General features: G+C 29.1%; 24 protein-coding genes. 7 read left to right on the top strand and 17 right to left on the bottom strand.

The window, feature by feature from the left end; genetic code table 11:
• Positions 1-179: 179 nt before the first annotated feature.
• From OIO11_RS01170 to OIO11_RS01145, 6 genes are all read right to left on the bottom strand, one after another.
• Entirely contained in the window at positions 180-1031 is an 852-nt protein-coding gene (locus tag OIO11_RS01170; RefSeq protein WP_268069502.1) for an ABC transporter permease, read from the bottom strand.
• Entirely contained in the window at positions 1028-1930 is a 903-nt protein-coding gene (locus OIO11_RS01165; RefSeq protein WP_268069501.1) for an ABC transporter ATP-binding protein, read from the bottom strand. The genes OIO11_RS01170 and OIO11_RS01165 overlap by 4 nt, the downstream gene beginning before the upstream one ends.
• Positions 1931-1933: 3 nt before the next feature.
• Complete coding sequence (locus tag OIO11_RS01160) at positions 1934-3052, bottom strand: anti-sigma factor family protein (RefSeq protein WP_268069500.1); 1119 nt, start codon at positions 3050-3052, stop codon at positions 1934-1936.
• A complete protein-coding gene (locus OIO11_RS01155) occupies positions 3042-3542 on the bottom strand; it encodes a sigma-70 family RNA polymerase sigma factor (protein ID WP_268069499.1) in 501 nt (166 codons plus the stop codon). Before OIO11_RS01155 ends, OIO11_RS01160 begins: the two co-directional genes overlap by 11 nt.
• Before the next feature lie 280 nt (positions 3543-3822).
• Positions 3823-4488, bottom strand: a complete 666-nt coding sequence (locus OIO11_RS01150) for an FMN-dependent NADH-azoreductase (protein WP_268069498.1) — start codon at positions 4486-4488, stop codon at positions 3823-3825.
• A 158-nt stretch (positions 4489-4646) separates the two neighbouring features.
• Complete coding sequence (locus OIO11_RS01145) at positions 4647-6215, bottom strand: BCCT family transporter (RefSeq protein ID WP_268069505.1); 1569 nt, start codon at positions 6213-6215, stop codon at positions 4647-4649.
• A 318-nt stretch (positions 6216-6533) separates the two neighbouring features.
• Here OIO11_RS01145 and OIO11_RS01140 point away from each other — a divergent pair, with 318 nt between their 5' ends.
• Positions 6534-6755, top strand: coding sequence for a hypothetical protein (locus tag OIO11_RS01140; RefSeq protein WP_268069497.1), 222 nt, complete (start codon positions 6534-6536; stop codon positions 6753-6755).
• An 87-nt stretch (positions 6756-6842) separates the two neighbouring features.
• Here OIO11_RS01140 and OIO11_RS01135 read toward each other — a convergent pair whose 3' ends face one another.
• The 3 genes from OIO11_RS01135 to OIO11_RS01125 all read right to left on the bottom strand — a co-directional run bounded on the left by OIO11_RS01135 (position 6843) and on the right by OIO11_RS01125 (position 9937).
• Positions 6843-7751: a hypothetical protein gene (locus OIO11_RS01135; protein WP_268069496.1), complete on the bottom strand. Its 909-nt coding sequence runs from the start codon at positions 7749-7751 to the stop codon at positions 6843-6845.
• 201 nt (positions 7752-7952) lie between these two features.
• On the bottom strand, positions 7953-8834 hold the full coding sequence (gene argB, locus OIO11_RS01130; RefSeq protein WP_268069495.1) for an acetylglutamate kinase: 882 nt from the start codon (positions 8832-8834) through the stop codon (positions 7953-7955).
• A 248-nt stretch (positions 8835-9082) separates the two neighbouring features.
• On the bottom strand, positions 9083-9937 hold the full coding sequence (locus OIO11_RS01125; protein WP_268069494.1) for a hypothetical protein: 855 nt from the start codon (positions 9935-9937) through the stop codon (positions 9083-9085).
• A 699-nt stretch (positions 9938-10636) separates the two neighbouring features.
• On the opposite strand from OIO11_RS01125, the gene OIO11_RS01120 reads away from it, so the two are divergent.
• The 3 genes from OIO11_RS01120 (at position 10637) to OIO11_RS01110 (ending at position 12610) form a co-directional block, all read left to right on the top strand.
• Positions 10637-11104, top strand: coding sequence for a spore coat protein (locus OIO11_RS01120; RefSeq protein WP_268069493.1), 468 nt, complete (start codon positions 10637-10639; stop codon positions 11102-11104).
• A gap of 86 nt (positions 11105-11190) precedes the next feature.
• A complete protein-coding gene (locus OIO11_RS01115) occupies positions 11191-11889 on the top strand; it encodes a YetF domain-containing protein (protein WP_268069492.1) in 699 nt (232 codons plus the stop codon).
• A gap of 10 nt (positions 11890-11899) precedes the next feature.
• A complete protein-coding gene (locus OIO11_RS01110) occupies positions 11900-12610 on the top strand; it encodes a YetF domain-containing protein (protein ID WP_268069491.1) in 711 nt (236 codons plus the stop codon).
• A 61-nt stretch (positions 12611-12671) separates the two neighbouring features.
• On the opposite strand, the gene OIO11_RS01105 is transcribed toward OIO11_RS01110, so the two are convergent.
• The 4 genes from OIO11_RS01105 to OIO11_RS01090 form a co-directional block, all read right to left on the bottom strand.
• The gene (locus OIO11_RS01105) at positions 12672-13310 is read right to left on the bottom strand and encodes an ABC transporter ATP-binding protein (protein WP_268069490.1); all 639 of its coding nucleotides are present in this window, start codon (positions 13308-13310) and stop codon (positions 12672-12674) included.
• A complete protein-coding gene (locus OIO11_RS01100) occupies positions 13310-14914 on the bottom strand; it encodes an ABC transporter permease (RefSeq protein WP_268069504.1) in 1605 nt (534 codons plus the stop codon). The genes OIO11_RS01105 and OIO11_RS01100 overlap by 1 nt, the downstream gene beginning before the upstream one ends.
• A 95-nt stretch (positions 14915-15009) precedes the next feature.
• A complete protein-coding gene (locus OIO11_RS01095; protein ID WP_268069489.1) occupies positions 15010-16083 on the bottom strand; it encodes a Fe(3+) ABC transporter substrate-binding protein in 1074 nt (357 codons plus the stop codon).
• Positions 16084-16356: 273 nt separating this feature from the next.
• Complete coding sequence (locus OIO11_RS01090) at positions 16357-17052, bottom strand: cyclic nucleotide-binding domain-containing protein (RefSeq protein ID WP_268069488.1); 696 nt, start codon at positions 17050-17052, stop codon at positions 16357-16359.
• A gap of 135 nt (positions 17053-17187) precedes the next feature.
• Here OIO11_RS01090 and OIO11_RS01085 point away from each other — a divergent pair, with 135 nt between their 5' ends.
• Both OIO11_RS01085 and OIO11_RS01080 read left to right on the top strand, forming a co-directional pair.
• The gene (locus OIO11_RS01085; RefSeq protein ID WP_268069487.1) at positions 17188-17610 is read left to right on the top strand and encodes a DMT family transporter; all 423 of its coding nucleotides are present in this window, start codon (positions 17188-17190) and stop codon (positions 17608-17610) included.
• A 13-nt stretch (positions 17611-17623) separates the two neighbouring features.
• Positions 17624-18076 (top strand): DMT family transporter, encoded by a 453-nt coding sequence (locus OIO11_RS01080; protein WP_268069486.1) that lies wholly within the window; start codon positions 17624-17626, stop codon positions 18074-18076.
• 167 nt (positions 18077-18243) lie between these two features.
• Here OIO11_RS01080 and OIO11_RS01075 read toward each other — a convergent pair whose 3' ends face one another.
• From OIO11_RS01075 to OIO11_RS01065, 3 genes are all read right to left on the bottom strand, one after another.
• Positions 18244-20106 (bottom strand): hypothetical protein, encoded by a 1863-nt coding sequence (locus OIO11_RS01075; RefSeq protein WP_268069485.1) that lies wholly within the window; start codon positions 20104-20106, stop codon positions 18244-18246.
• Between the two features lie 5 nt (positions 20107-20111).
• Positions 20112-21203 carry a S1C family serine protease gene (locus OIO11_RS01070; RefSeq protein ID WP_268069484.1) on the bottom strand — a complete coding sequence of 364 codons (1092 nt, stop codon included), beginning with the start codon at positions 21201-21203 and terminating at the stop codon, positions 20112-20114.
• A 291-nt stretch (positions 21204-21494) separates the two neighbouring features.
• Positions 21495-23417 carry an ABC-F family ATP-binding cassette domain-containing protein gene (locus tag OIO11_RS01065; protein WP_268069503.1) on the bottom strand — a complete coding sequence of 641 codons (1923 nt, stop codon included), beginning with the start codon at positions 23415-23417 and terminating at the stop codon, positions 21495-21497.
• Between the two features lie 268 nt (positions 23418-23685).
• Here OIO11_RS01065 and OIO11_RS01060 point away from each other — a divergent pair, with 268 nt between their 5' ends.
• Positions 23686-24492 (top strand): MBL fold metallo-hydrolase, encoded by an 807-nt coding sequence (locus OIO11_RS01060; RefSeq protein WP_268069483.1) that lies wholly within the window; start codon positions 23686-23688, stop codon positions 24490-24492.
• Between the two features lie 337 nt (positions 24493-24829).
• Here OIO11_RS01060 and OIO11_RS01055 read toward each other — a convergent pair whose 3' ends face one another.
• Complete coding sequence (locus OIO11_RS01055; protein ID WP_268069482.1) at positions 24830-26512, bottom strand: glycoside hydrolase family 13 protein; 1683 nt, start codon at positions 26510-26512, stop codon at positions 24830-24832.
• Positions 26513-26590: the final 78 nt, after the last annotated feature.

Here is a 26590-nt window from a genome sequence, read left to right as displayed (position 1 = left end):
GCCTTTCTTAATTTTTTTGTGGTAAGAAAATTATACTTCAAGGCTTGGTATTATCCACTATTTATTTTTTGGAAACTATAATATGGAAACTAATAAAGTTTTGTTTGTACGAAACTTAGGTAATTAAAAATTCCTAAAAAAATAGTCTGGAATTTAGAAATTAAAATTCCAGACATATATTACAAATCTCTTTTTTGAAATTTTCTAAGAGCTAAAATAATCATAACTATACTATAAACAACAACATACCCCATCATAAAAAAACTTGGTTGAATATCTCCACCTAGCATATTCTCCATATTAAGATTAAGCCCTGATTTAGTTGTAAATAAAAGTGAAGATACCTTTCTATATATTACATCTGATGGCATTATAAGACTTGTTACAATACCTATGTTACTGGTAACTGATTTTGCCACTTGATCTGTAAGAAAAAAGCTTATTTTCTCTAAAAATCCACCTATCATACCACAAAAATATAAAATAACTAATATAACTCCTGAAGCCATAGTCGACGTAGAGCAGCTTAAAAATATTCCTATTGAAGTTAATACTACAGGTAAAAGATACAATGTTAATAAGGATTTTACTATTGATTGAAAAGCAAAATTAACAACTACTCCTTTTCCACAAAAAACATTTACCCCTATAATACTTAAATATAACAATGTTACATAAGGAATAAGTATCAGTAAAATACCTATAAAACGTCCTAAAACTATTTCATATCTTGCTATTGGTTTTGCCAAAACAGCATCATAGGTACCACTTTCAATTTCCGATGAAATTGCACCACAACTTGAAAAAATAGCTAAAAAAGCTATTATAAATCCTGCAACATACATTCCCATAGATAAAAACTGATTAACAACACCAAGTCTAACAATTGCATTATCTGTTGGTAAAGATTTATATGCGTACTTTGCTGCCACTCCATAAAGAGCAAGAAAAATCACAGTAAGTATCAATGTGAGGTATAAAATTTTCTTTTTTTTCATTTCAAGAAATGTAAGCCTTATTATAGTTCTCATCTCTCATCCTCCTCACCTACTGTTTTAATAAATAGCTCCTCAAGTACATTTTCCTTTTTCTTCATCATATACAGAAGTCCTTCATTTTTCACTATACATTCTGCAATTTTAGGAAGGAGTTCATCATTGCCTATATGCATTTCAATTTCATTTTCAACTTTTGCCAAGCATGGATCAAAACATCTTAATTCATTGATTATTTTTTCACTGCAGTTTCCTATTGAAAGAAGTATTGGAGAATGCATAAGCTGATTAATATTTCCAACTTTTTTAATTTTACCTTTATCCAAAATAGCAACTCTATCGGAAACTAACTCTACTTCACTTAATAAATGAGTATTTAGGAAAATAGTTTTTTGCTGATTCTTTAATTTTAAAATAATATCACGAACATGCTTTCTACCAACAGGATCTAGTGCACTTGTTGGTTCATCAAGGAAAAGCAGCTCTGGGTCTGATAGTATGGCACAGCCTAAACCTATTCTCTGCTTCATACCTTTACTGTACTGCTTTATCTTTTTATTCTCATGTCCTTTCAGACCAACTATTTCAAGCACTTCTTCAATTCTTTTTTTAATATCTTTTTTGTTCATTTTATATAAAAGACCGTGATGAAATAAAAGTTCATATCCTGTAAGCCAGTTATGATACTGAAATAATTCCGGTAAATATCCTATTTTCTTTCTAGTTTCAATATCCCCTATAGGCTTTCCCAGTATCAATCCACTACCGGAGGTTGGATAAAGTATTCCAAGAAGAGTTCTAATAAAAGTACTTTTTCCTGCACCATTTTTACCTAAAAAGCTAAATACTTCCCCCTCCTTAACAGAGAGGGAAATATTTTGGAAGCCTCCTTTTCCATCAAATTGTTTTGTTAAATCATAAGTTTCTATAACCATATGCTATTTCATCTCCTCAATAAACGACAAGATTTCATCTGATGTACAGTTACCATTTACCATATATAACTTCTCTTTACCTTGCAAATAAACATTTAAGTAATTTGAATCTTTTTCCTTAATTACTATAGCTTTTTCTCCATTAACAGTTATCTCTTCCTTAGTTTGATGCTCAACATCATAAGGTACTGGAATTGTAGATGTCAAATCATCTATTTTCATAAATTGATTCTTTAAATTTTCTGGTAAAAAGCTCATAGAAAATAATGATTTTATTAATTGTTTTTCATCTACATCATTTGGAATTTCCACTGTAGGCGTATTCATTTCTATTACATTAATATATTTTCTTTTACCCTCTTGATTTCCAGTTTTTGCTCCAAAATTATAAGATATTACCTCATTAAAATGAATAACAAAAGGCTTTTGATCTAAAGATTTAGGAAGTTTAGTTTTTTCACCCAAATAATTTAAAAGATCATTAGTTTTGTCTATATCTAATTTTATAGTAACATCTGCTTTTGGTGCTTTACCAACATGCTCATAAACAAATCCCTTTGGTACTTTAATTACCTTGTCTATAGATAATTTTTCTTTAATATCAGACTCCCCTTTTGGACCTTCTACAAAAGCTTCCTTACCTTCTGATGCAACATCTACTTTCATAATATTTTCTATATTTTTAGATCCATTACCATCATTAAATATCTTATTAATTTCACTAAGGTCATTTTGATTGATGGATATACTAGCAATTTTCTGCATACGAAATATTTTCAATAGTTCCTCTGCTCTTGTACGAACAGGCTCCGCAAATAATATTCCTCCACATAATACAACTCCAGCTGCTACCGCAGACCATTTTTTAGTTTTCTTACTCATATTAAAAATCCTCCTTTTATTTTTCTCCTTAAAATCAACCGTACAAACATTAATAGGACGAGGGGGTGGTATTACCATGTCCATTTGAAGAACACTCTCTATAAGCTTATCCTGCTGCTTTAATTTCTGAATTTTTTTTCTACATTCAGGACAAGCTTTTATGTGCTCTAATACCTCATTTACATTCCCTTCATAGGTATTGTCAATTATTTTTTGAAGTTCCTCTAATTCATAGCACATTTATTTCACCTTCCTTTTGATATAATTGTAAAAATTTCTGTTTTCCCCGTGCAATAAGCTGTCCTATGCTATTTTGAGGAATATTCGTTGCCTTATGAATTTCTTCATAAGAATATCCCGAAAATTTTAAAATTAAACATATTCTTTGCTTCTCTGGTATATTAGATAAAATATTTCTAACTTCTTTAATTTGTTCATTTCTGAATATTTCATCTTCCATTGAAAAAATATTGTTTACTTCTTCTAGAATACTTTCCTCTCTTTTTATTCTTCTTTTTTCTCCTCGCAAATAGTTAAAAGCTGTATTTGCTGCCACCTTTGAAAGCCAAGAACCTAAAAACTCAATTTCTTCCTTTGAATTATAATATTTTATAAAAACTTCTTGATTTAAATCTTCTGCCAATTCATTACTTCCAACTAAGTAATACAACTGCTTATAAACTATTGGATAATATTTTTGATAATTTGTCTGAAACTGGTCTTCTTTCACTTTTCTGCGCTTTGGGATCCCAAAAATATTAATCCCTCCTTTCATCTTTCAATAATATAAACACCACAGTATAAAAAAAAATGACACTTTTTTTTAAAAATTCTTATCCATAGTATAAATGTTTTTTATTGAAAAATCCTGTTTAAAAGCCAACCTATCCAATTATTTTGCCATTTCAACTTAAATTTCAGCTTTTAAAATAAAATATAATCCAGACAAAGAAAAAAACTTTTTAAGAATTTTTCAATAAAAATTCTTAAAAAGTTTTTTTCTTTGCATCTTATACTTGTAACAAGGTTTCTCTTGAAAGCTTTTCAACTACCTTATCAATATCTTCATATGCTCTTCTCAGAGCCTCTTCTCTTCCCACATCCTGCATATCAACACCTTGAACAAGTATTTTTTCAAACTTGCTTATACCTAAAAATTTGAATATGTCATGAAAATAATCAACACCATGATTAAATTTGCCGCTCAAAAGCTTTGGATAAACTCCACCAGAAGATTGAATATAAATCATATTTCTTTCCTTATTATTAAGAAGTCCCTTAACCTCTTCTGATGATATCTTGATTACCTTGTTATTCAATATAATGCAGTCTACATATCTTTTAAGCCTTGCAGGAAAGCTTACACTCCACATTGGTGCAGCAATTACATAGGTATCTGCACTTAAAAACTGGTTACAAAGAGCATTGACTCTATCTACCACTCTTTTATCCTGTTCTGACAATACATCATATTCAGCACCTGAAACAGTTTCCGCTCTTGATTTAAATATTATATGGTTTACCTCTGGTATATCTTCATTATAAAGGTCAAGCTCCTCTACAACATAACCTTCATTTTCAGCAAGAAAGCGATTTACAAATTCTCTTCCTACAGTCTTGCTGGTAGACATTTCTTCTGGTTTTGAATTGACTGGTATATATAATAGTTTTTTCAACTTAATCACCTCCAAAATCTATAATTATTTTTAACCTAGTATTTTAATTTATACAAAAACCTTCTGAATTAAAAATTTCATCTCAATATAACTTTAGTTATACAAAAATAAACGGCTGATAAAATCATTTATCAGCCTCTTTAACTTTATTCTATTATTCAGAATTCCTGTTTAACTTTGCATTTAGTTTCCAAGCTAGTAATGTTTTCCTTAATCCTTCCTCTAAATTCGTTTTGGTCTTCATTTTCTGATAATAACACTTGTTTTTCTTCTTTCAAGCATTTTTTAAAGGAAACCATAGAAAATATCATTATAAAAGCAAAAGGAAATGCAGCTAATACAGAAGCTGTTTGTATCATCTTAAGTCCTCCTGCCAGTAAAAATACAACAGTTAAAGCACCTTGAAGTATTCCCCATACAATTTTTTTTGAGTTATCTGGATTTAACTTCCCATTTGAAGAAAGCATAGCTAATACAAAGGTAGATGAATCAGCTGAAGTAATAAAGAATATCATTGATAATATCATAACTAAATTACATATAAAGAATCCTAAAGGATATTTGTTAAGAACAATAAAAAATGCTGTTTGTGTTTTTTCAGCTGCTTCTAATGCTATTGAATGTCCTACATTGAATCCCATAGTTCCAAATACAGAAAACCATACCAAACATAATAAAGATGGTATTATTAAAACTCCAGTTAAAAATTCTTTTATGGTTCTTCCCCTTGAAATTCTAGCAATAAATATTCCTACTGGAGGTGCCCATGCTATCCACCATCCCCAATAAAACAATGTCCAATCCTTATACCAATCACCATGCAAAAATATATTATTATTAGTGGTTACTAATTCTTTGCCATATATGGCTAATCCACTAAACAAATTTTTAAATATGCTTGATGTAGGTCCTACAATAACAACAAGTGTAATCATTAAAGCCGCTATAAAGAGATTTATGTCTGATAAAATTTTTATTCCCTTGTTAATTCCTACAACAGCTGAAGTCATATAACAAACTGTAACTATGCCTATTATCACCAATTTTATTTTTATATTTTCCGGAACACCAAATAAAAAATTAAGCCCTGCATTAATTTGTAAAGTTCCTAGTCCAAGAGAAGTAATAACCCCTGCTACTGTTGCAAATATAGTAAATATATCTATAACATTTCCAATCCATCCCTTAGCTCTTTTCTCTCCAATAATAGGTATGAGTGCACTACTCATTAAAGCAGGCTTTCCTTTTCTAAACTGCATATATGCCAGTATTAATGCAAGAATAGCATAACAAGCCCAGGCTGAAGTACCCCAATGTAAAAATGATTTTCCTAAAGCAAACATTTTTGCTTCTTCAGTAAATGGTTCCATATTAAGAGGATGTGTATAATGAATTAATGGTTCTGCTACTGCCCAGAAAACAAGTCCCATTCCCATACCTGCACAAAACAGCATTGCAAGCCAGGATACAAAACCATATTCAGCCTTCTCATCATCTTTTCCTAATTTTATATTGCCATACTTGCTAAATATAAGGTAAACGCAAAATATAAAAAAGCTAAGCATAGCTCCAGAGTAAAACCAATAGAACTTATTAAGTAAAAATTCAAGAGCATTATTTGATACCCTTTCAAAAACTTTAATGTTAAAAAATGCATAAATCAAAATGCATATTAAGCTGATACTTGAAATATAAAACACCTTGTCCTTTTTTAATTTACTAATTATACAATTCAATTTATTCCCCCCTTTTGCAAAGAAACAACTTCTATGATTTATAAAATATGTTTCTTTAAACAACTCAATTATAGCATATAAGTTGTTACTTGTAAATTTTGTATTTTTTAACTTTTTTCTTTAAAATATATATTTTATACAATATAAAAATAAAATTCTCAGAATAATGTTTGTTATTATTATTTTCAATTAGTTTAAACTAACCTTCATATAAATATTCTACTCTTAATTAAATTTCACTTTGTATTACATCAATTTTTATATACATTTAGGGCAACATAATACTATAAAATAAAAGGAGGTTTTTTTATGCACAATTTTAAACTAGATGACTTAAAAGACATTCACGTAGGTAATATGCCTGCTGCTAAAATGGGAATTATAGATAGTTTATCTGGACAGGATTCTCACAAAAATCAAATAGATGCTAAGCATATAGCTTCTTATAGACAAGGACATGAAATAGGCAGTCAGATAGAAAATTTGTTAAATGGGGATCAAAGTAGAAGAGCATATAAAGAAGAAGATTAATAAAGGCAGAAAAGAAGCATCTACTAGCTTCTTTTCTGCCTTTATCATCTATTTAAGCTTTATTTTCAAGTGTTTATATATTAGTTTTTACATACCATGACTTACCTTAGTATATATCTTTCCACTGTAATCCTGAATTATTACTTCTATCTTTTCAACACTATTTTCTGTACTGTCATACTCAATGTTTTTGTTGAATTCTACTTTTTCTAATTTTATATCTTCCTGTTTTCTAAAAGATTCTTCATAAGAAACCTGGTCACATACTGATTTTCCATTTTTCAATATGTCAAATTCCTCTTTTACTTTATCATTACTGTAGATTTTTATTTTAATATCTTTCATCTTTAACAAATTATTATTAACAAGTTTATCTAACTCTTTATCCATCAAATCATATCTGTTCTCTACATTAACTGAAAAACTCAGTTCAACATGGTTATTTGAAATACTTTTTGATTCAGGACTCACATCTATTTGTACTCTATCATTTAATCTAGAAAGAAAATCTATTTCCGTTATTCTTTCACTTTTTATAGTTTTATCATTTTTAACAACTACCTTAAACTCATAATTCCTTTTATAAGGCAGAATCAATTGTGATTTATAATTTAAGTTTCCCAAATCCTCTGCAAGTACTTCCTTCCAGCTAGTTACTTCATTATTTTTTTCCTCTTCTTCTCCATATAAAAGATATACCTTTGAACCTTTATCCAAATCATGAAGACTCCATTTTAATGTAAAAGTTACCTTTTCCAAATCCTTTGTTATCTCTAATATAGAATAATCCACATTATAAATCCATTTATTTTCGTTATATATTTTATTCATGGTATTTGTAACATCAGAATGTATACTATCAACTTTTGTACTTACTTGCTCTATGCGGTCATAGTTTCTGTATAATCTGTCTGTTATTCTATCCATGCTAAAATATATTCTCATATTTAGAAAAAATATTGTTACTAAAAATCCACCTAAAAGCTTATCTTTCATTTTACCCTTTCCCCCTGTAATTTAGAATTTTTAAAATCAAAATTCTAAATAATTTACAGTAGACAAATTCACATTTAAGAATTCTCTGCTTTAATAAAGTTTTAGAGTTTATCTACTGTACTAATTATATTCAAAAAAGGATATGTTTTCAAACATATCCTTTTTACCTATAACTTAAACCTCTTTTATGCATAAATACATTTACTCTACTATCATTGTTCCTACACCTTCATTAGAAAAAACTTCAAGAAGTATAGAATGAGGTATTCTTCCATCAATTATATGAGTTCTTTTTACTTCACCCTGTACAGCTTCCACACAGCATTGTACCTTAGGTATCATACCTCCTTCTATTACTTTACTCTCAATAAGCTCAGGTACATCCTTAAGGTTCAGTACTGAAATCAAACTGTCCAGGTCATCAATATCTCTCAAAATTCCTGGTACATCAGTTAGTAAAACCAGCTTTTCAGCATTAAGTTTAACACTAATTTTAGCTGCTGCATAATCTGCATTTATATTATATACTTTACCATCTTCCTCACCTAAAGCAACTGTTGAAATTACAGGTATATACCCTGAATCCAGAGTATTCTTTATAACTTCTTCATTGATCTCTGTTATTTCACCTACATATCCAAGATCTACACCTTTTGCTTCCTGAAGCTTTCTTGCCTTTAGCATATTGCCATCTATGCCGCATAAACCTACTGCATTTCCACCACTTTCAAGAATTAAAGAAACTATATCTTTATTAACCTTACCTGCAAGTACCATCTGAACCATTTCAATGGTCTCTTCATCTGTTACTCTCAAGCCATTAATAAACTCACTTTCTTTACCTATTTTGTTCAATAATTTATTTATTTCTGGACCTCCACCATGAACAACTACAACTCTGATTCCTACACAGCTTAATAAAATTATATCTCTAATAACCGCTTCTTTTAATTCTTCATTTATCATGGCATTGCCCCCATATTTAATAACAAAAGTCTTGCCATTATACTTTTGAATATATGGTAAAGCTTGAATAAGTATATTCGCTCTTTCCATATTTGTACTTGCATATCTTCTAAACATCCCACATCACCCTCACAATTTTATATATGAATATTTTAGTTTATTTATAATTATACATTTAATTGTAATTTTATTCATAAATATATCCATAGTATACCCCTAAATCAATTAGATGTAAAGTATAAATATACATTTTTTGTTTTTTTGCAAAATAAAAACTTCTCAAGAAGTTTTATTCAAAAACCCTTGAGAAGCTTTGTATAATAATGTAATAAGTTTTACTTTTCTAATTTAACATATGTTAGTTACTATTGTTTCTTTGTATTTTTCTTTACTAGTTTATTACCAGGTATTTTACCTTTAACTCTCGGTGCATGGTGTTTATTTTTATATCCATGTAGTATTTTTCTCACTTCTTTCTCTTGTACTTCTGTAATTGTTCCATTTTCTACAAGAGTCTTTAGAGGATCTTTGTAACTATCCTTTATACCTTTCATATATTCACGTCTTTCTTCATCAGTCATATCCTTAATTTTTTCAAAATCAGCTTTTCTAGCATCATTTGCAGTTTTTATAGCTGCTGCAATTTTATCTGCCTGCTCCTGAGTTAATGTTTTATTTTCTACAAGTTTACTTAATTCTTCTTTTAATCTTGCATCTCTTAATGCCTTAGTCTTATCCTGCATTTTTTCTCTTAGAATATCAGCCTTTTCCTGAGTTAGTATACCTTCATTAACCAACTCTGCAAATAATCCTCCTTTTCCTTCTTTACCGATTTTGCCTGCTTTATTTATTTTTCTATCTTTTGGTGCTTTATTGTCTTCTTTTTTTCCTTCCTTTTTACGTTCTTGCATAAATTGTTTTGCTTCTTCAGCCTTTTTATCTGTATATGCCTTTATTTTATTACTTTCATCCTGTGTAATTGTATTTGATTTTACAGCTTCTTGTAAAACTGACTCAAATATTTTATTCCTCTCTTCCATTTTATCTTTATTAAATTTATCCCTATTCATAGGGATTCTATGCTCTATTTTTAAGTTTTGAGTAGAATCTGAAGCATTTTCGCTTACAGCGAAAGCTGAACTTCCTGCTGATAAAACTACTCCCCCTGCTAATACTCCACATAATATTTTAGCTTTTAAAGATAATTTACTTGATTTCATTTTAATTGCTCCCTTCTATTTTTTATTTCATTGCTTGATGATTTTAGTATAGACATTTAGTGTGACAGTTTCGTGACAAAACATTAAAATATTTGTGAACATATACTAAATTTAAAGTCTATATATCCCATTAATTATCTATTAAGCAGTACACACAATGTTTATTTTTTTTATAATTCCAATCAATTAATATTTTGATATATAATCAATGTATTTATTCCCATTAAGCTGAGACCCCTTGAACCATAAGTAAATTATCTCTATGATCAATTGTCGCATATATCATATGTTATACCTAAAATGAATTTATTTCTTTTGTAAACTTTTTTATTCTGAAAAATAATAATATTTTCATAAAATGAATGGTAATAATAACAGTATGATTAAAATATATGATTTTGAAAGAACTATTAGAATTGTTGGTCATAGGATAAAACAAGCTTAATTATGGCAGGCGATTTTCAAAATATGATTATTAATATTTTGAATACAATATTTAAAACAACAATTTCATTCGCAGCTATTTTATTCTTAGCTCGAATATTAGGGAAAAAAGAAAAACAATTTGTAAGGACAACAGAAATAGTGCATACAAAAACGAATTGGTGGTAGTAAAAGCCACCAATATATAACTTTATGTTATTTACCTACATAATATTTTATTTATTGCTAAAAATATTTATAGGAGGTGAATTTATCATGCAAATACAACTTAGTCAAAAGGAAAGAATGTTTTTGGAAGATGGTAAAATTCAAGAAGATATGTGTGTGCAAAAATATAACAACTATACTCAGCAGGCTCAAGACCCAGAATTAAAACAGCTTTTTACCAAACTTGCTGGTGAAGAACAACATCACTATGATGTTATTAACCAACTGCTTCAAGGCCAACAGCCAAACCTAAGTCACAATCAACAAGCACAACCTCAACCAGCTCCAACTCAAAGTAATTTACAAGGAGCTATGAACAATCAAACTGACAAACTACTTTGTACCGATTTATTATCTACTGAAAAATATGTTTCAAATACTTATGATATTGACGTTTTTGAATCTGCTAATCCAGCAGTTAGGCAGGCTATGCAGCATATTCAACAAGATGAACAAAGACATGGTGAAGAACTTTTCAATTATATGAATAGTCACGGAATGTATACTGTAAAATAAAACTTTACAATATACATAAATTGAGATAAGTTCAATAAAAACTATTGAACTTATCTTTTATTGAAATTTATATAAAAGGTGATTTTATGAATATACATGCTATTTTTTTTGAAGCAGAAAAATTAGGTATATTAGAATTATTTATCAGAACCTCTATTTTATATTTTGTATTGTTTGCCTCAACTAAGTTAATGGGATTTCGCCAGCCTGGTATAATAACTTCATATAACTTCTTGATGGCAGCCGGTATGAGTCATATTGCAGCTGCTCGTATGGTAAATCCCAAATCAAGATTAATAGATGCAGCAGCTATAATTATATTATATACCTTGATTAATTTGTTTATATCATATCTGTATTTTAAAACTCCATCTGTAGTTTCTCAAAAGCCAATTATACTAGTTAAAAATGGAACCTTAATAAAAAATAACCTTTCAAAAGCAAAGCTGACAATTGATAATTTATTTTCAATAATGAGACAAAAGGACGCACCTAATTTTGAAAAATTGGATTATTTAATTGCTGAAGCTACAGGAGATTTTAGCGCAGCCTCCAATAGTAATAGTCTGCCTGTAACTAAATTAGATATGGGAATAAAAATATCACTAGATATTTTACCTGAAATTATTATTTATGAAGGAAAGCTAGATGAAAAAGTCCTTAAAAAAAATGGACTGAATTATGATTGGATTCAAAATGAACTTAAATCTAATAATATAGATAATATAGATACTGTTTACTTAGGAATTTTAACTTCTGATAAAAAACTATATATAAATCTATAGGAGGAAGTTTATGCCAGAGTTTTTAGGAGTTGTAAAAGATATTTCATTATTAGGATATATATTAAGAACCTTTCTAGTAGGTATCCTGGCTTTTTTAGTCGGAAAATTTATTTTTAAAAGAGCCGTAAACCAGCTTACTGCATACGATTTTGCGTTAACATGGATACTTGGAGCTCTTACAGTAGCACCACTGCTAGATGGAGAAATTTCCTTCAAATACATCCTTATTCCATTACTAACTTTATTTTTTTGGCATTTTGTCTTTACTTTCATATCCTTGAAAAACAGAAAAGCATCTTTATTTTTCAATGGAAAACCTATTATTTTAATAGATAATGGTAAAATAATAAGGAAAAACCTAAAAAAACATTTTATAAATATTGATTTACTTATGAGCGAATTAAGAATTAAGAATATTTTTGATGTTTCAGAGGTTAAATATGCAGTTTTAGAACCTAATGGCCATTTTAGTATTATAAAAAAAGAAGCTCATAGACCAGTTACTCCAACAGATTATAATTTATTCGCCAAACCTATAGACTTACCCTTGGTTATTATCAATGACGGTAAGTTATTTGAAGAAAATTTAATTAAATCTGGAGTAAACAAAGAATGGCTTATGAATAATCTAGCTATGTATAATGTAAATAATATAAAAAATATTTATCTTGCTACTATAGATAGTTCTAAAAAATTATATGTTTCTAAGAAAGAATATTAAAATTTAAGGAACTCCATTACTATATAGAGTTCCTTTACCTTGTTTACACAAGATATGTATTTTACTGATTTAAAACTACAATTTTATCAGCTATAGTCTCTGCATCCTCTTTATCATGAGTGACAAAAATTGAAGTTATACCTGTTTCCTTTATTATATCCTTAAGCTCCTGTCTTATTTTGCTTTGGAGATGAGCATCGAGATTACTAAAAGGTTCATCTAAAAGAAGTAAAGATGGCTTTGGAGCAATAGCTCTAGCTAAAGCCACTCTTTGCTGTTGTCCTCCACTTAACTCATAGGGATATCTTTTTTCGTATTCTTGTAAATTTATAAGTTCCAATACTTCTTTTACTCTTTTTTTCTTTTGCTCTGAAATCATTTTTTTAAGTCCAAATTTAATATTCTCTTCCACAGTCATATGTGGAAATAAGGCATAATCCTGAAACACCATTCCGATACCTCTATTTTCTGGATATATAAAGTTCTTCTCATCTACTACAATTTTATCTTCTATACTTATGTTTCCACTTAAAGGCTCCTCTAATCCAGCAATTAATCTTAATATGGTGCTTTTACCGCATCCACTTTTGCCTAATATACAGACAATGTCTCCTTTTTTTATATTTAAATTAAAATCTTTAATTACATTTTCTAAACTATTTTTATACTTAAAATTTAGATTTTTAATCTGAATATACATTATTTTTCCTCCTTATCTTCCATTCTATAAAAGAGATATATACTAAAAAAACTAATTGCAATAATTAATATTGATGCAACTGATGCCTCATGAATCATTTCATCATTAGCATATTCATAAGCCTTTGTTGCCAATGTATTAAAATTAAATGGTCTTAGAATCAATGTCAAAGGAAGCTCCTTCAATACCTCTATGAAGGTTAGTAAAAATCCCCCTAAAACCGCACCTTTTATCATAGGCAAATCCACCTTGAAGAAAGTCTTTGTTATGCCAAAACCTAACGTTCTTGATGCCTCCGAAAACTTATTTCCTACCTTTTCAAAACCTGCTTCTATTGAATTGTATCCTACTGCTAAAAACCTTATTATATAAGCAAAAATCAACATAGTAATGCTTGTACTAAGTATTAACCCTGAAGAAGTAACCCCTATAATCTCATAAACCCATCTGAGTTTTCTGTCTAATGTAACAAAAACAACAATAACACCTACAGCTATAACTGCACCTGGAATTGAATATCCTAAAACTGTTATTTTTGAATATAGCCTTGAAATTAAATTATCATTAATTCTGCAGTAATTTGCCACAATCAAAGCAAAAATAATAATCAGAGATGCTGTAATTAAAGCTGCAGATATTGAACTAAACATAAAGTGTACAAATTCAACATTTAATATTTTTTTATAAGTTAATAAACTCCACCTAAATAACTGAGCCGTTGGAATTAAAAAACCTAGTAAAAAAATAACTAAACAGAATGAAAAAGCTGCAAAGGCTCTAATCCCCTTTAGTTTTATTAGGGATATAGGTCTTATTTTAGTTGTAGTAAAACTATATTTTTTTCTTCCTCTTAAAAATCTTTCTAATGTCAATAATGTTAAAACCATTATTATCAATATGGAGGCTAATCTTGATGCAGAATCTATATCTCCCATACCAAACCAAGCTTTAAAAATAGCTGTACTGAAGGTTTGTACTCCAAAATAATTAACAACTCCATAGTCATTTAATATCTCTAAAATAACTATGCTGACTCCTCCAATAATTGCTCCCCTGGATATAGGCAAAACTACATACCAGAATATTTCTAAAGAATTTCTTCCAAGTACTCTGGCATTCTCTATCAATGCTGAAGACTGTTTTTCTAAAAAAGATCTAGTTATGATATAAACATAGGGAAATAAAAATATAGTGAATATAAATACAGCGCCTTTCATTGACATAATATCAAAATAATTAGGATTTACACTGATATTAAGCTTTCTCAAAGTAGCTTGTATCACTCCTGTATAGCTAAATATTCCACTGTATGTATAAGCTGCAATATAAGGTGGAATTGCCAATGGCAAAATCATAGCCCATTTGAAGAATTTTCTCATAGGAAAATCATAAACAGATATTATCCATGAAAGAGTTGTACCTATTAATACAGTGAAAAATGCCGTTACTGAAACTAGTATTAATGAATTTACTACATATTCTTTTAAAAGATATTGTTTAATATGATACCAATTTTCATTAGGTGTTTTAAAAATATTCATAAGCATTTCTATATTAGGTAAAACAATAAGCATCACTATAATGGAGCTTAATACATTCCACATATTAAGCCTGACTTTTTTTAGTTTAAACACTGAAATCACATCCTTTATAATAAATTTAGAAAAAAGCAGCTAAATGAACTGCTTTTGCAATATGCTTATTTCCAATTTACTTCATTTAATATTTCAACTGCTTTTTTATTGTTTGCTCCAAGCTTAGATAATTTTATATTTTGCTCTTTAAAACTTCCCCAAGATTTTAGAAGCTCTGATGCTTCAACTCCAGGATTTACTGGATATTCAAAATTAGCCTCTGCATACTGCTTTTGAGCTTCTGCCCCTGATAGGAATTCAATAAATTCAACTGCATTTTCTTGATTTTTAGCATATTTTGTTAACCCAGCGCCACTAATATTTACATGTGTTCCTGTTGTATCTTGATTTGGGAAGAAGACTCCAATACTCTTTCCTACTTTAACCTCTTCCGTATCTGATGAATTTAACAGCTTTCCTACGTAATAAGTATTCATTATTGCCACATCACCAACGCCAGCAACTACTGCTTTTGCCTGGTCTCTATCATTACCTTCTGGCTGCCTAGCCATGTTTGATACAAGTCCTTTTGCCCATTCTTTAGCTTTTTCTTCACCATTGATTTCAATGAATGATGCTAATAATGATTGGTTATAAATGTTTGTTGATGATCTAACTAAGACTTTTTCCTTCCACTTTTCAGCTGTCAAATCTTCATATGTAGATAATTCTTTTGGATCAACTCTATCTTTTGAATATACGACAACTCTTGCTCTCTTAGTTAAACCAAACCATTGATTATCTTCATCTCTATATTTTTCTGGAATATTTTTTGTAAGTTTATCACTTTTTACTGATTGAAGCATTCCGCTTTCCTTAGCTCTATATAATCTTCCTACATCTGCAGTTATCAATAAATCTGCTTCTGTATCTTTATCTTCTCTTTTTAATCTCTCAATTAACTCATCAGACTTGCCTTTTACCACATTTACTTTAATTCCTGTTTTTTCTGTAAATACTTTATAAAGTGCTTCATCTGTATCATAATGTCTATCTGTATATATATTTACTACCTTTTCTTTATTTATTGGCGCTGCCTTTTGTACTGACTCACTTTTTGCTCCACAGCCAGCTAATAAACTTGATGATATTGCTACTGTTAGTATTGTTGAAATGATACCTAGTTTTTTCTTTAACATTTAATCTCCTCCTAAAAATTTTTCTTTTGTTTAAATTGGTGGTTTAAGTATGACATTCAAAATATAAATTAATTATTGATAATTCAATTCAACAATTAATTTAATTCAATTGATATCAATTATCATTTACAATTACATAGTAATATGCTTATACCACTTTGTCAATATGCTAATTTACTTTTTTGTAAGGTAAATTTTGTAACAATAGAAAAAAGCCCTATATTTCGGGCTTTTCTTGTGGTGTGAATTTTTTTCTAAAAGATAATTTATTCATTATTCATAAATATCACAAGCTAATTCTTCTAATAATTCTCTATTTAAAATAATTATTGAATCCTTTTCTTTTTTTATGATGTTTTCATTACATAATTTATTTATAGTTCTGGTTAAGTGTCTATAACTGGTTCCAAGCAAATCTGCCATCTCTGTCAGCTTATATGTAAAAAAACCATCTGTATTAGATGAATTGTCACTGTCAGGTGTAATAGCCAAAATATAGCTAGCTAATCTATTTTCTAATGGATATAGCAGATTAATGGAACTAAACTTTGAAAATTTATCTAATTTACTTCCCAAATTTCTGCATATATATTTTAAAAACTTTGTATCATCAAGTGCATTTTTTCTTAAATTCTCCATTGAAATACCTATACACAAAGTACTCTCCATAGCTTGAATGTTAGATGATGTTTTATCAATATCAACAAATTCAATATCACCAAAAATATTTAATGGTTTATAAAATTGCAATAAAAGAGATTTTCCATTCTTCAACAAAGTATATACTTTTACCTTTCCTTTAACTAAAAAATAAAAGTACTCTATTTTTTCAGTAGATCTGCAGATATGATCATTTTTATTAAATAAGATTAACTCCATGTATTTTTTCACATCTTTATCAAAAATATCTCTAATCTTATATTTATCAATGTAATACTCTAATTTATTTTCATCATTTATTCTCAGCATTCATATATTCCTCCTGACTTAATTATATTATAAAGCATTTAATTGAATTTAGGACATATGTCCTATTACTATCAGTTGGTTATGTGTTAATTTTAATGAAGTAAAAGGAAATAATTAAGAACTGGAGGACGTTAAATGTATAAATTATCAGCTGCATTTTCAGGTTTATTGATTGCCATTATGGTGACCTTTAATGGAACCTTAGCAAAACACCTGGATGATTATTTTTCAATACTAATAATCCATATAGTAGGACTGTTATCAATAAGCTTACTCTTAATAATTAAGAAAAAAACTTTCAATTTTAAACAAAAAGTTCCTATTTATCTGCTTAGCGGCGGTGGTGTTGGAGTTTTCCTTGTACTGTTTAATAATCTATGCTTTAAAAATATGGGAGTATCTCTAACATTATCTCTAGGTTTATTAGGACAATCTATCGCATCAGTAATTGTAGATCATTTTGGATTGTTAGGAATGAATAAATACAAATTTAGAAATGAAAAGCTAATAGGATTTTTATTAATCTTTATAGGAATAGCTGTAATGATAACATATTAAGGAGGTAAATGATATGCTGTATATTATACTTGCATTTATAGCTGGGTGTTTGGTTCTTCTATCAATGATAATTAATTCACAATTAGCCAAAAGGATAGGTGTCTTTCAAGGTACTTTTGTTAACTATATAGTAGGATTATTATTTACCATTATTGTTCTATTATTTAGAAATGATACTATGAACTTATCTTTCAATAGTTTATCTAATATTCCATTTTGGGCTTATTTAGGTGGATTAGTAGGGGTAATAGTTGTTGCCATATCAAATATCGTAATACCTAAAATACCAACAATTTATTCAACTTTACTTATCTTTAGTGGACAACTTTTTACGGGAATAATTATAGATTATTTTACAGGTAATTTGATTTCTAAAGGCAAAATAATTGGTGGATTTTTGATTATTGCAGGATTGACATACAATTTTAGCGTTGATAAAAAATCCTTGGTTAAATCAGAAGCTTAGAAATCCTTATCCTAGTTCCTACTCTCATCCCATAGATCTAGGAGTATTATCGTGAATAGATATAATTACATCTACACTCAACACAAATAAAAGGACTGTATATAGATTTAATAACGATCCATATACAGTCCTAAGTTTAATATAAATTAGTCATTTTTATTTACAATTTACTTTTTTTCTTTATCAAATTCTTCAAGCTTATGCTGCTGCCATTTTAGATTAAGATTACTGTAATTTGTTTTATTTATAGTAGTATTCCCCCATATTTTCTTTACTTTAGCCTTATTTTTAGATGTAATATTCGCCACAGGTAACGTTATAGTTTGTGTATAAGTGTCTTTTCCGATTTTTATAATATGTGTATATTCATTTTGCAAGCCTTTTAAGTCATATGTCTTTGTTTCATCTTGATTTACAAACTTCTTAATTGCATCTAAATTATATTCTTTTTCAATGTAATATATCTGTATTCCATTGTATTCAGCTGATTCAATCTTAACCTTTGCCAATCCCATTCGAATTTCATCATCATTTAAATATCTTTCTGCTTTATCTTCAATAATTTCCTTTAGTTCACTTGTATTCAATCCTGCAAACATATTAACACGCATATTACTCGATGGCTCAAAGGCATCTACATATTCATTGTTGCTAATATTGTCTCTATATATTTGTTCTCCATACTTATAGAAAAATTCATCATCATAAAAATCATCATCAAAGCCAAATCTGTCTCCAAAAGTATTCCAACTTTTTGTTACTTTTGTATTAAAATCATATTTTTTCATTTTTAATTCTTTTGAAGCATTTAAGTTTATCAATGATTCAGCAGAAATAAATTTTCCTAAATATTTACTAAAATAATCTTTTTCCAATTTAAATGAATTTAACATATTTTCAAAACTGCTTCTCTTACTATTATCCTTATATTTATCTTCCATCATTGTTGCAGTTACTAGATACTTGTAACCATTTCCTACAACATATACATTATGAACGATATATGGATTTTTAGTAACAGTCTTATAACGGATTACTACATGTTGAACCTTTGTATTTCCTTGGGTTTTCCCTTCATTTTTTAATATTTCATAAGCTTCATTGTTATAATTGTCTTTTAATTTGTTTATTTCTTTCTCTGCCCATTTCCAAGAAGTTTCCCCATTTTTAGCTGAACTTACTAACTTGACAGTAATTCCTTCTGGTATCTTAAACTCATCTTTATTCTCTTGGCTGATTTTTATACTTTGATTTAACTCTTCATCACTATATACAGGACGAAAATTTTGATTACGCGCATTAGGCGTTCCTTCAACTTTCCAATAAGGACTCATTACTAATTTCCAGCCATAACTTGTATTTTTATATTCTCTAGTAGTGCTTACTGAATCTGAAAGTTCCTTTATATAAGGATTCTTTTCATCAAAAGAAAGCTTAAAAGAAGATACCAATTTATCGAACATTTCCTCATGCTGTTTGTAAAACTCTCCATTCATACTTATTGTCAAATTATATATATAATTGTTTGTTACATAAATTCTATTTTCTATATAATCTCTTAATTCTTCTGCCGCTTCATCTACCATAAAATAATCATAACCTTTATTCGATTTTATTACTCTAATGTACCTTTGCCCTGCTTCATCTTTAGCAATATCAACAGCAAATTCTTTATCTCCCCATCCCCAAAAGTTATGTCTATCTGAAGAATTTTGCATTTGATATAATACTTCTTCTAAAGATAGTTTATCTTTATTTTTATTAACTTCCAACTCAACAGATGACTTATAACTAATTGTTGACATATTAAAACGATTTACTCTATCGGATTTATAGATAACAGCATCATCTGGTAAATGCATTGACCATTTATATATGCGGCTTCCTACATCAGTTTTCATCATATCTTTTTTATTTGAAAACACTTGATACAAATCAATTTTTCCATTATCATCCTTAGCATATGCTGCTGGTGCAAACAAGCTGGCAGATACACAAACACTGGCTAAAATTGAAACAAACTTTTTCATACTAACTAATCCTCCTTTCCAGCTTTGCTGTTTTGTTTATTATTTGCTTCTTTCAATGTTACTGTAATATCAAATTTTTCATTTCCTCTACTGAAGGTTACTTTTACTTTATCACCTGGCAAGTGTTTTTTTAATATTTCATTGTACTGAGCAATAGATGTTATGGACTTTCCATCTATTGCTTCCAACATATCCCCTTCCTTTACCTGATTAGAATTCACTACTGCATCCTTTTGAATTGTTACTACTTTTAATCCTTGATTGCTTGGAAGTCCCAATAGTGCTGCCCAGTTTTCTTCAAATTCTATTCCTGTAAAACATCTTTTTATTCTTCCAAATTTATCATATTGATCTACAAAGTAATTGATATTATCTATTGGAATAGAAAAATTCATTCCCTGAGTGAACATGTATCCCAAAGTATTGATACCAACCAGTTCTCCATTCATATTTACTAAGGGTCCACCGCTATTTCCAGGATTTATTGCAGCATCTGTCTGCAAATACATATATGAACGATCTACCGGTCTGTTTAAACCACTTATAATACCTTTACTGGCACTGTTTCTGTAGCCAAAAAATAACGGAGTACCAATAGCAACAACTTCATCTCCAACTTTCATATTCTCTTTATCTGCTAATTTTATTGCTTTTAAATCTGATCTATTAATCTTAAGAAGAGCCAAATCAATGTCCTTATCTGCATATAAAAGCTTAGCCTTGTATACATTTCCATCATATGTAACAACATAGATATCATCAAGGCCATCTACTACATGATTATTTGTTAATATTCTTCCATCTTTGCTTAATACTACACCTGAACCATGCTGCAGAGCTTTGGGGAATTTTGTATATTGCTCATCCTGCTCACGTATTTTTTTATTTTCACCTATTACAGCTACTACTGATTGATTTACTTCATCAATCACATCAGATACTTTTTGTTCTTGCTTTCCAGTTTCTGACTGTACCTTTTTAATTTGTACTATGGAACTTTTAACAGCTTTGTCATTCCCTTCTGAAGCAAAAGCTATTGTACTCATAGAAAATACCATACTGATACTCAAAAGAAACGTAAGAAATTTTTTTTTCACAATTAATCCCCCCCTTAATTTTGTACGTTTCCAAAATTACATAAACATTGATTATATCTTCAATTCATGAAAAATAGATAATCAATGCGTATTAAAATATTTTATTAATAAACTTAAATTTATATTACCATTTATTTCCATAAACTTCCACCTACATCTACATTAAATTTTTCTTAAACTTTCATTATATAAAATCATATGTTTTTCATGGAAAATTTATAAATCTCTATACAAAAACAGCTTACACATAGTCTTATTACTATATGTAAGCTGTTCATACATATCTTTCACCTATTTTCCCATATTAATTTGTTCTGCCAATTCATTTAAGTATGTCCATCTTTCCATCAAATAATCCAATTTATCCTCAATTTCTTTCTGATTTTCAAGAAGTTCCTGAAGAAGAGTATATTCACATCCAGCGGAATTTAATTTTTCTTTCACTTCCTCCAGCTCCATTTCTGCCTCTTCTATCTTTCCGTCAATCTGTTCATATTCTAGTTTTTCCTTGTATGAAAACTTTAAGCTTTTATTAACTTTAGGCTTTTCACTTTCCTTATTGTTCTTATCCTTATTATTTTTTATTTGTTTTTCACTTTTTTCCTCTTCTTTAATCTGTTTTTCTACACATTCCATATACTCTGAATAATTTCCTGTAAATTTTTCTACAGTACCATTACCCTTGAATGAAATTATTTCATTTACCACCTTATCCAAAAAATATCTGTCATGAGAAACAGTTATGACTGTTCCATTAAATTGCTCTATATATTCTTCAAGAACATTTAAAGTTTCTATATCCAAATCATTTGTAGGCTCATCTAGTATAAGAACATTAGGAGCTTCTATCAAAACTCTTAGAAGATGAAGTCTTCTTTTCTCTCCTCCAGATAATCTTGATATCTTAGTCCACTGAATCTCTGGTATAAACAGAAATCTCTCCATCATTTTAGATGCACTGACTGGTGTTCCATCTTCTGTTTTTATAAATTCAGCACCTTCCCTTATATACTCTATTGCTCTCATAGATTCATCTATATTGTTATATTCCTGAGAAAAATATCCTATCTTAACTGTTTCACCAGTATCTACAGTTCCTCTATCTGGTTTGATCTTATCCGTAATTATATTAAGCAGTGTAGATTTTCCAATACCATTAGAACCTATGATACCAACTCTATCCTCTTTCTTAAAAATAAAGCTAAAATCATCAATAAGCTTTTTCCCCTCATAACTTTTACTTATATTTTCAAGGTTTATAACCTTCTTCCCAAGCCTGCTGCTTCCTACAGATATTTCTACTTTTTCATTTTTTGTATCTATTTCCTGAGATGTCAATTCATTAAATCTATCTATTCTTGCCTTCTGTTTAGTACTTCTCGCCTTTGCTCCTCTTCTTATCCATGCAAGCTCACGTCTTAACAAATTCTGTCTTTTCATCTCTACAGATTCATTAAATGCTTCTCTTTCTGCTTTAGCTTCTAAAAAAGTACTGTAATTACCTACATAACTATATATTTTTCCATTATTCAGTTCTAACATTCTGTTGGTTACCCTATCTAAAAAATATCTGTCATGGGTAATCATTATAAGAGCACCTTTTCTATTATTCAAATATTCCTCAAGCCATTTTACTGTTTCATTGTCCATATGGTTTGTAGGCTCATCTAAGATTAATAAATCGCAGGGACTTATCAATGCTCCTGCTAAGGCAATTCTCTTTCTCTGTCCTCCGGATAATGTTCCTACCTTATCATCAAAATTCTTTATACCAAGCTTAGTAAGTATTGTTTTTGCCTGGCTTTCAATTTCCCATGCACTTGCTGCATCCATTTTTTCATTAAGCTGCGAAATCTTTTTCTGAAGTCCACTATCCTCAGGATTATTTTCTAATTTTTCAATAGTGTTTTCATATTCACGAAGCAGCTTCATTATCGGTGAATTTCCCTTAAATATCTGTTCTATAACCTTGGCATCATCATCAAAATCTGCTGTTTGAGACAGATATTCTATTGTAAGCTTGCTGGCTTTTGTTATTTTTCCATCATCATAATTTTCTACACCAGCTATCACCTTTAACAATGTGGATTTTCCTGTTCCGTTGATACCTATTAATCCTATCTTTTCGCCTTCATTAATTATCAAGGATATATCTTTTAAAAGAACCTTCTCTCCATAGCTTTTACTTATATTTTCTAAAGTTATTAAATTCATTTTATCGTCCTTTCCATTTGACTTCTGTTTTATTATCATTAAACAAAATAAAATATTTCATATACTTATTTTATTTCAAATTTACCCTTGAGTAAATTATAAGTTTTTATAAAAAAATAACAGCGGCATAAAACCTGATATAAAGTATCCGAATTTTTCAAAAATCTATTAATAAGTATATTTTGCTTTATAATATTTACTATATGGTAAATATTATAAAAATTTTTACACTAGCTTAGACTAATATCTTTTCAACGGAGGTTACACTATGGAAAAACTGACTATGCTTGGCACCGGCTCTGCTATGGTTACAAAATGCTATAATACTTGTTTTACTATTTCTATAAATGATGAATACTTTCTTGTGGATACTGGTGGCGGAAATACTATTCTCACCAATCTTGAAAAAGCACAAATACCTATAAATAGACTTCATAATGTATTTATATCCCATGAACACAATGATCATATTTCAGGAATAATATGGATTATAAGATCAGTTGCCACCGAAATATCAAAAGGTAATTATGATGGTAATCTAAATATTTATTGCCATGAAAGCATTGAAGATATCATAAGAAAGATTTGCGAATTAATTCTTCAGACCAGATTTACCAAATACATAGATAACAGAATTTTCTTCAGACAAATAGCTGATAACAATACATTTGATATATTAGATTTAAAAATTACTTTCTTCAACATTCAAAGCACAAAAGTGCTTCAATTTGGTTTTAAAACAACACTTTCTAATGGAAAAACTCTAACCTTCCTTGGAGATGAACCTTATAGAGATGCTATTTTTGACTATGTAAATAACTGTGATTATCTTATGCACGAAGCCTTCTGTTTATATTCACAAAGGGATATATTTCATCCTTACGAAAAACATCATGTAACTGTTAAAGAAGCCTGTGAAAATGCTGTCAAATTGAATGTAAAAAACTTACTTCTATTTCACACTATAGATGCAGACATTGAAAAAAGAAAAGAACTTTTCACTGCGGAAGGAAAACAATACTTTAATGGTACTATACTGGTTCCAGATGACCTTCAAGTTATAGAGTTGAAATAATTTAAAGTTTTGAAAATCTCTCTATAGTTATTTTGAAGATTTATATATTAGAATTATAATGAACTTTATACCAAAATAGTGGATTAGGTGCTAGGGAATGATGCCGACTGTTCAACCTCTGCTGGCTATATCAGGATCAATTCCAGCAAGACGGTTTGCTTACTTACGCTCTACATACTGAACTCCTCCAACGGGCTTCCAATGATATTTCATAAGCACAGCTTTACCCTTTGCATTAATACACATAAAAAAGCCACCTTTCAAATTTCAAAAGTGACTTTCTTAATATATTAAAATTAAATTCTAGAGGAAATTGATTCAAAATAAAATTTGAAATTTATTTTTTCAAGTAGTAAACTCTTGCTTCGTAAGCTCTTAGTTGAAATTTCTCTATATTATCATCATTAACTTTATAATTTGAGATAAGTAATTCTTTTGAACTATATAGTAAATTCTCTGGTAATTTAAATTTTGGAGTTTCTTCACTAAAATTACAAATTACTAATAATTTTTCATTTTCTAAAGTTCTAGTATACGCATAAATTTCTTCATGGTCATCTAAAATCAAATCGTATCTTCCACATACAACAATATCATTGTTTTTACGTATATCAATTAATTTTTTATAATAATAGAAAATAGAATTCTTATCTTCCAAAGCCTTTTTACAGTTTATTTCTTTATAATTAGGATTAACTTTTATCCAAGGTGTTCCTGTTGTAAAACCAGCATTTTCACTGTCATCCCATTGAACTGGAGTACGCGCATTATCTCTTCCTCTACTATAAATCCCCTTCATTACTTCTTTAGGATCTTTTCTCTGTTCATTTACCGCTTCATTATACATATTTAATGTTTCTATGTCTTTATATTGTTCTATAAAATCAAAAGCTACATTTGTCATTCCTATTTCTTCTCCTTGATATATATAAGGAGTACCCTTCATCATATGAAGACAGGTTGCAAGCATTTTTGCACTTTCTACTCTATATTCTTTATCATTACCGAAGCGAGAAACTACTCTAGGTTGGTCATGGTTGTTCCAATATAAACTGTTCCACCCATCGCTATCTAACCCCTTCTGCCATTTAGTCATTATCTCTTTTAGTTCAGTCAATTTCCATGGCAAATCACTCCATTTACCATCAGGACCATTCCCTAAATCCATATGTTCGAATTGAAATAGCATATTAAGCTCATTTCTATTTTCTCCTACATATTTTTTAGCAATCTCAGGATTTACACCTGGAGTTTCCCCTACTGTTATAATGTCATATTTACTTAATACTTCTCTATTCATTTCTTGTAGAAATTCATGTATTCTTGGTCCATTCATACAATATTTTGAGCCGTCTCCATACTTCTTTCCTTCATGAATTTCTCCATCTAAGTAGGATTGATCTTTAGAAATAAAGTTTATAACATCCATTCTAAATCCATCCACCCCTTTACTTAACCACCAATGCATCATATCATAGACTTCTCTACGTAATTTAGGATTTTCCCAATTTAAATCAGGCTGCTTTTTACTGAATAGATGCAGATAATATTCATCTGTATTTTTATCATATTCCCATGTAGAACCACTAAAGAAAGACTCCCAATTAGTCGGTTCTTTTCCATCTTTACCATGCTTCCAAATATAATAATCTCTATATTCATTATCTTTAGATTTTTTAGATTCAACAAACCATTTATGCTCATCTGATGAATGATTAACAACTAAGTCCATCATAATTTTTATTCCTCTCTTATGAGCTTCATTTAACATTTCATCAAAATCTTCCATTGTTCCAAATTCATCCATGATATCTTGATAATCACTTATGTCATAACCGTTGTCATCGTTTGGAGATTTATAAACTGGTGATAACCAAATCATATCAATACCAAGTTCTTTTAAATAATCCAGTTTCTCTATTATTCCTCTTAAGTCTCCTATTCCATCGCCATTGCTGTCATTAAAGCTTCTTGGATATATTTGATACACAACACTCTCTTTCCACCATTGTTTGTTCATTTTTATCACTCCCATTTTATAATTTAACTTTATTGCTTTGCTCTCCATTTTTCTGATTATCAACGTAACCGCTTACGT

The organism is Clostridium sp. ZS2-4 (assembly GCF_026719745.1).
In the GTDB taxonomy this organism is placed as follows: domain Bacteria; phylum Bacillota; class Clostridia; order Clostridiales; family Clostridiaceae; genus Clostridium_H.
Note: the sequence above shows the minus strand (reverse complement) of the source record. Positions and strands in the feature narration are given on the sequence as shown.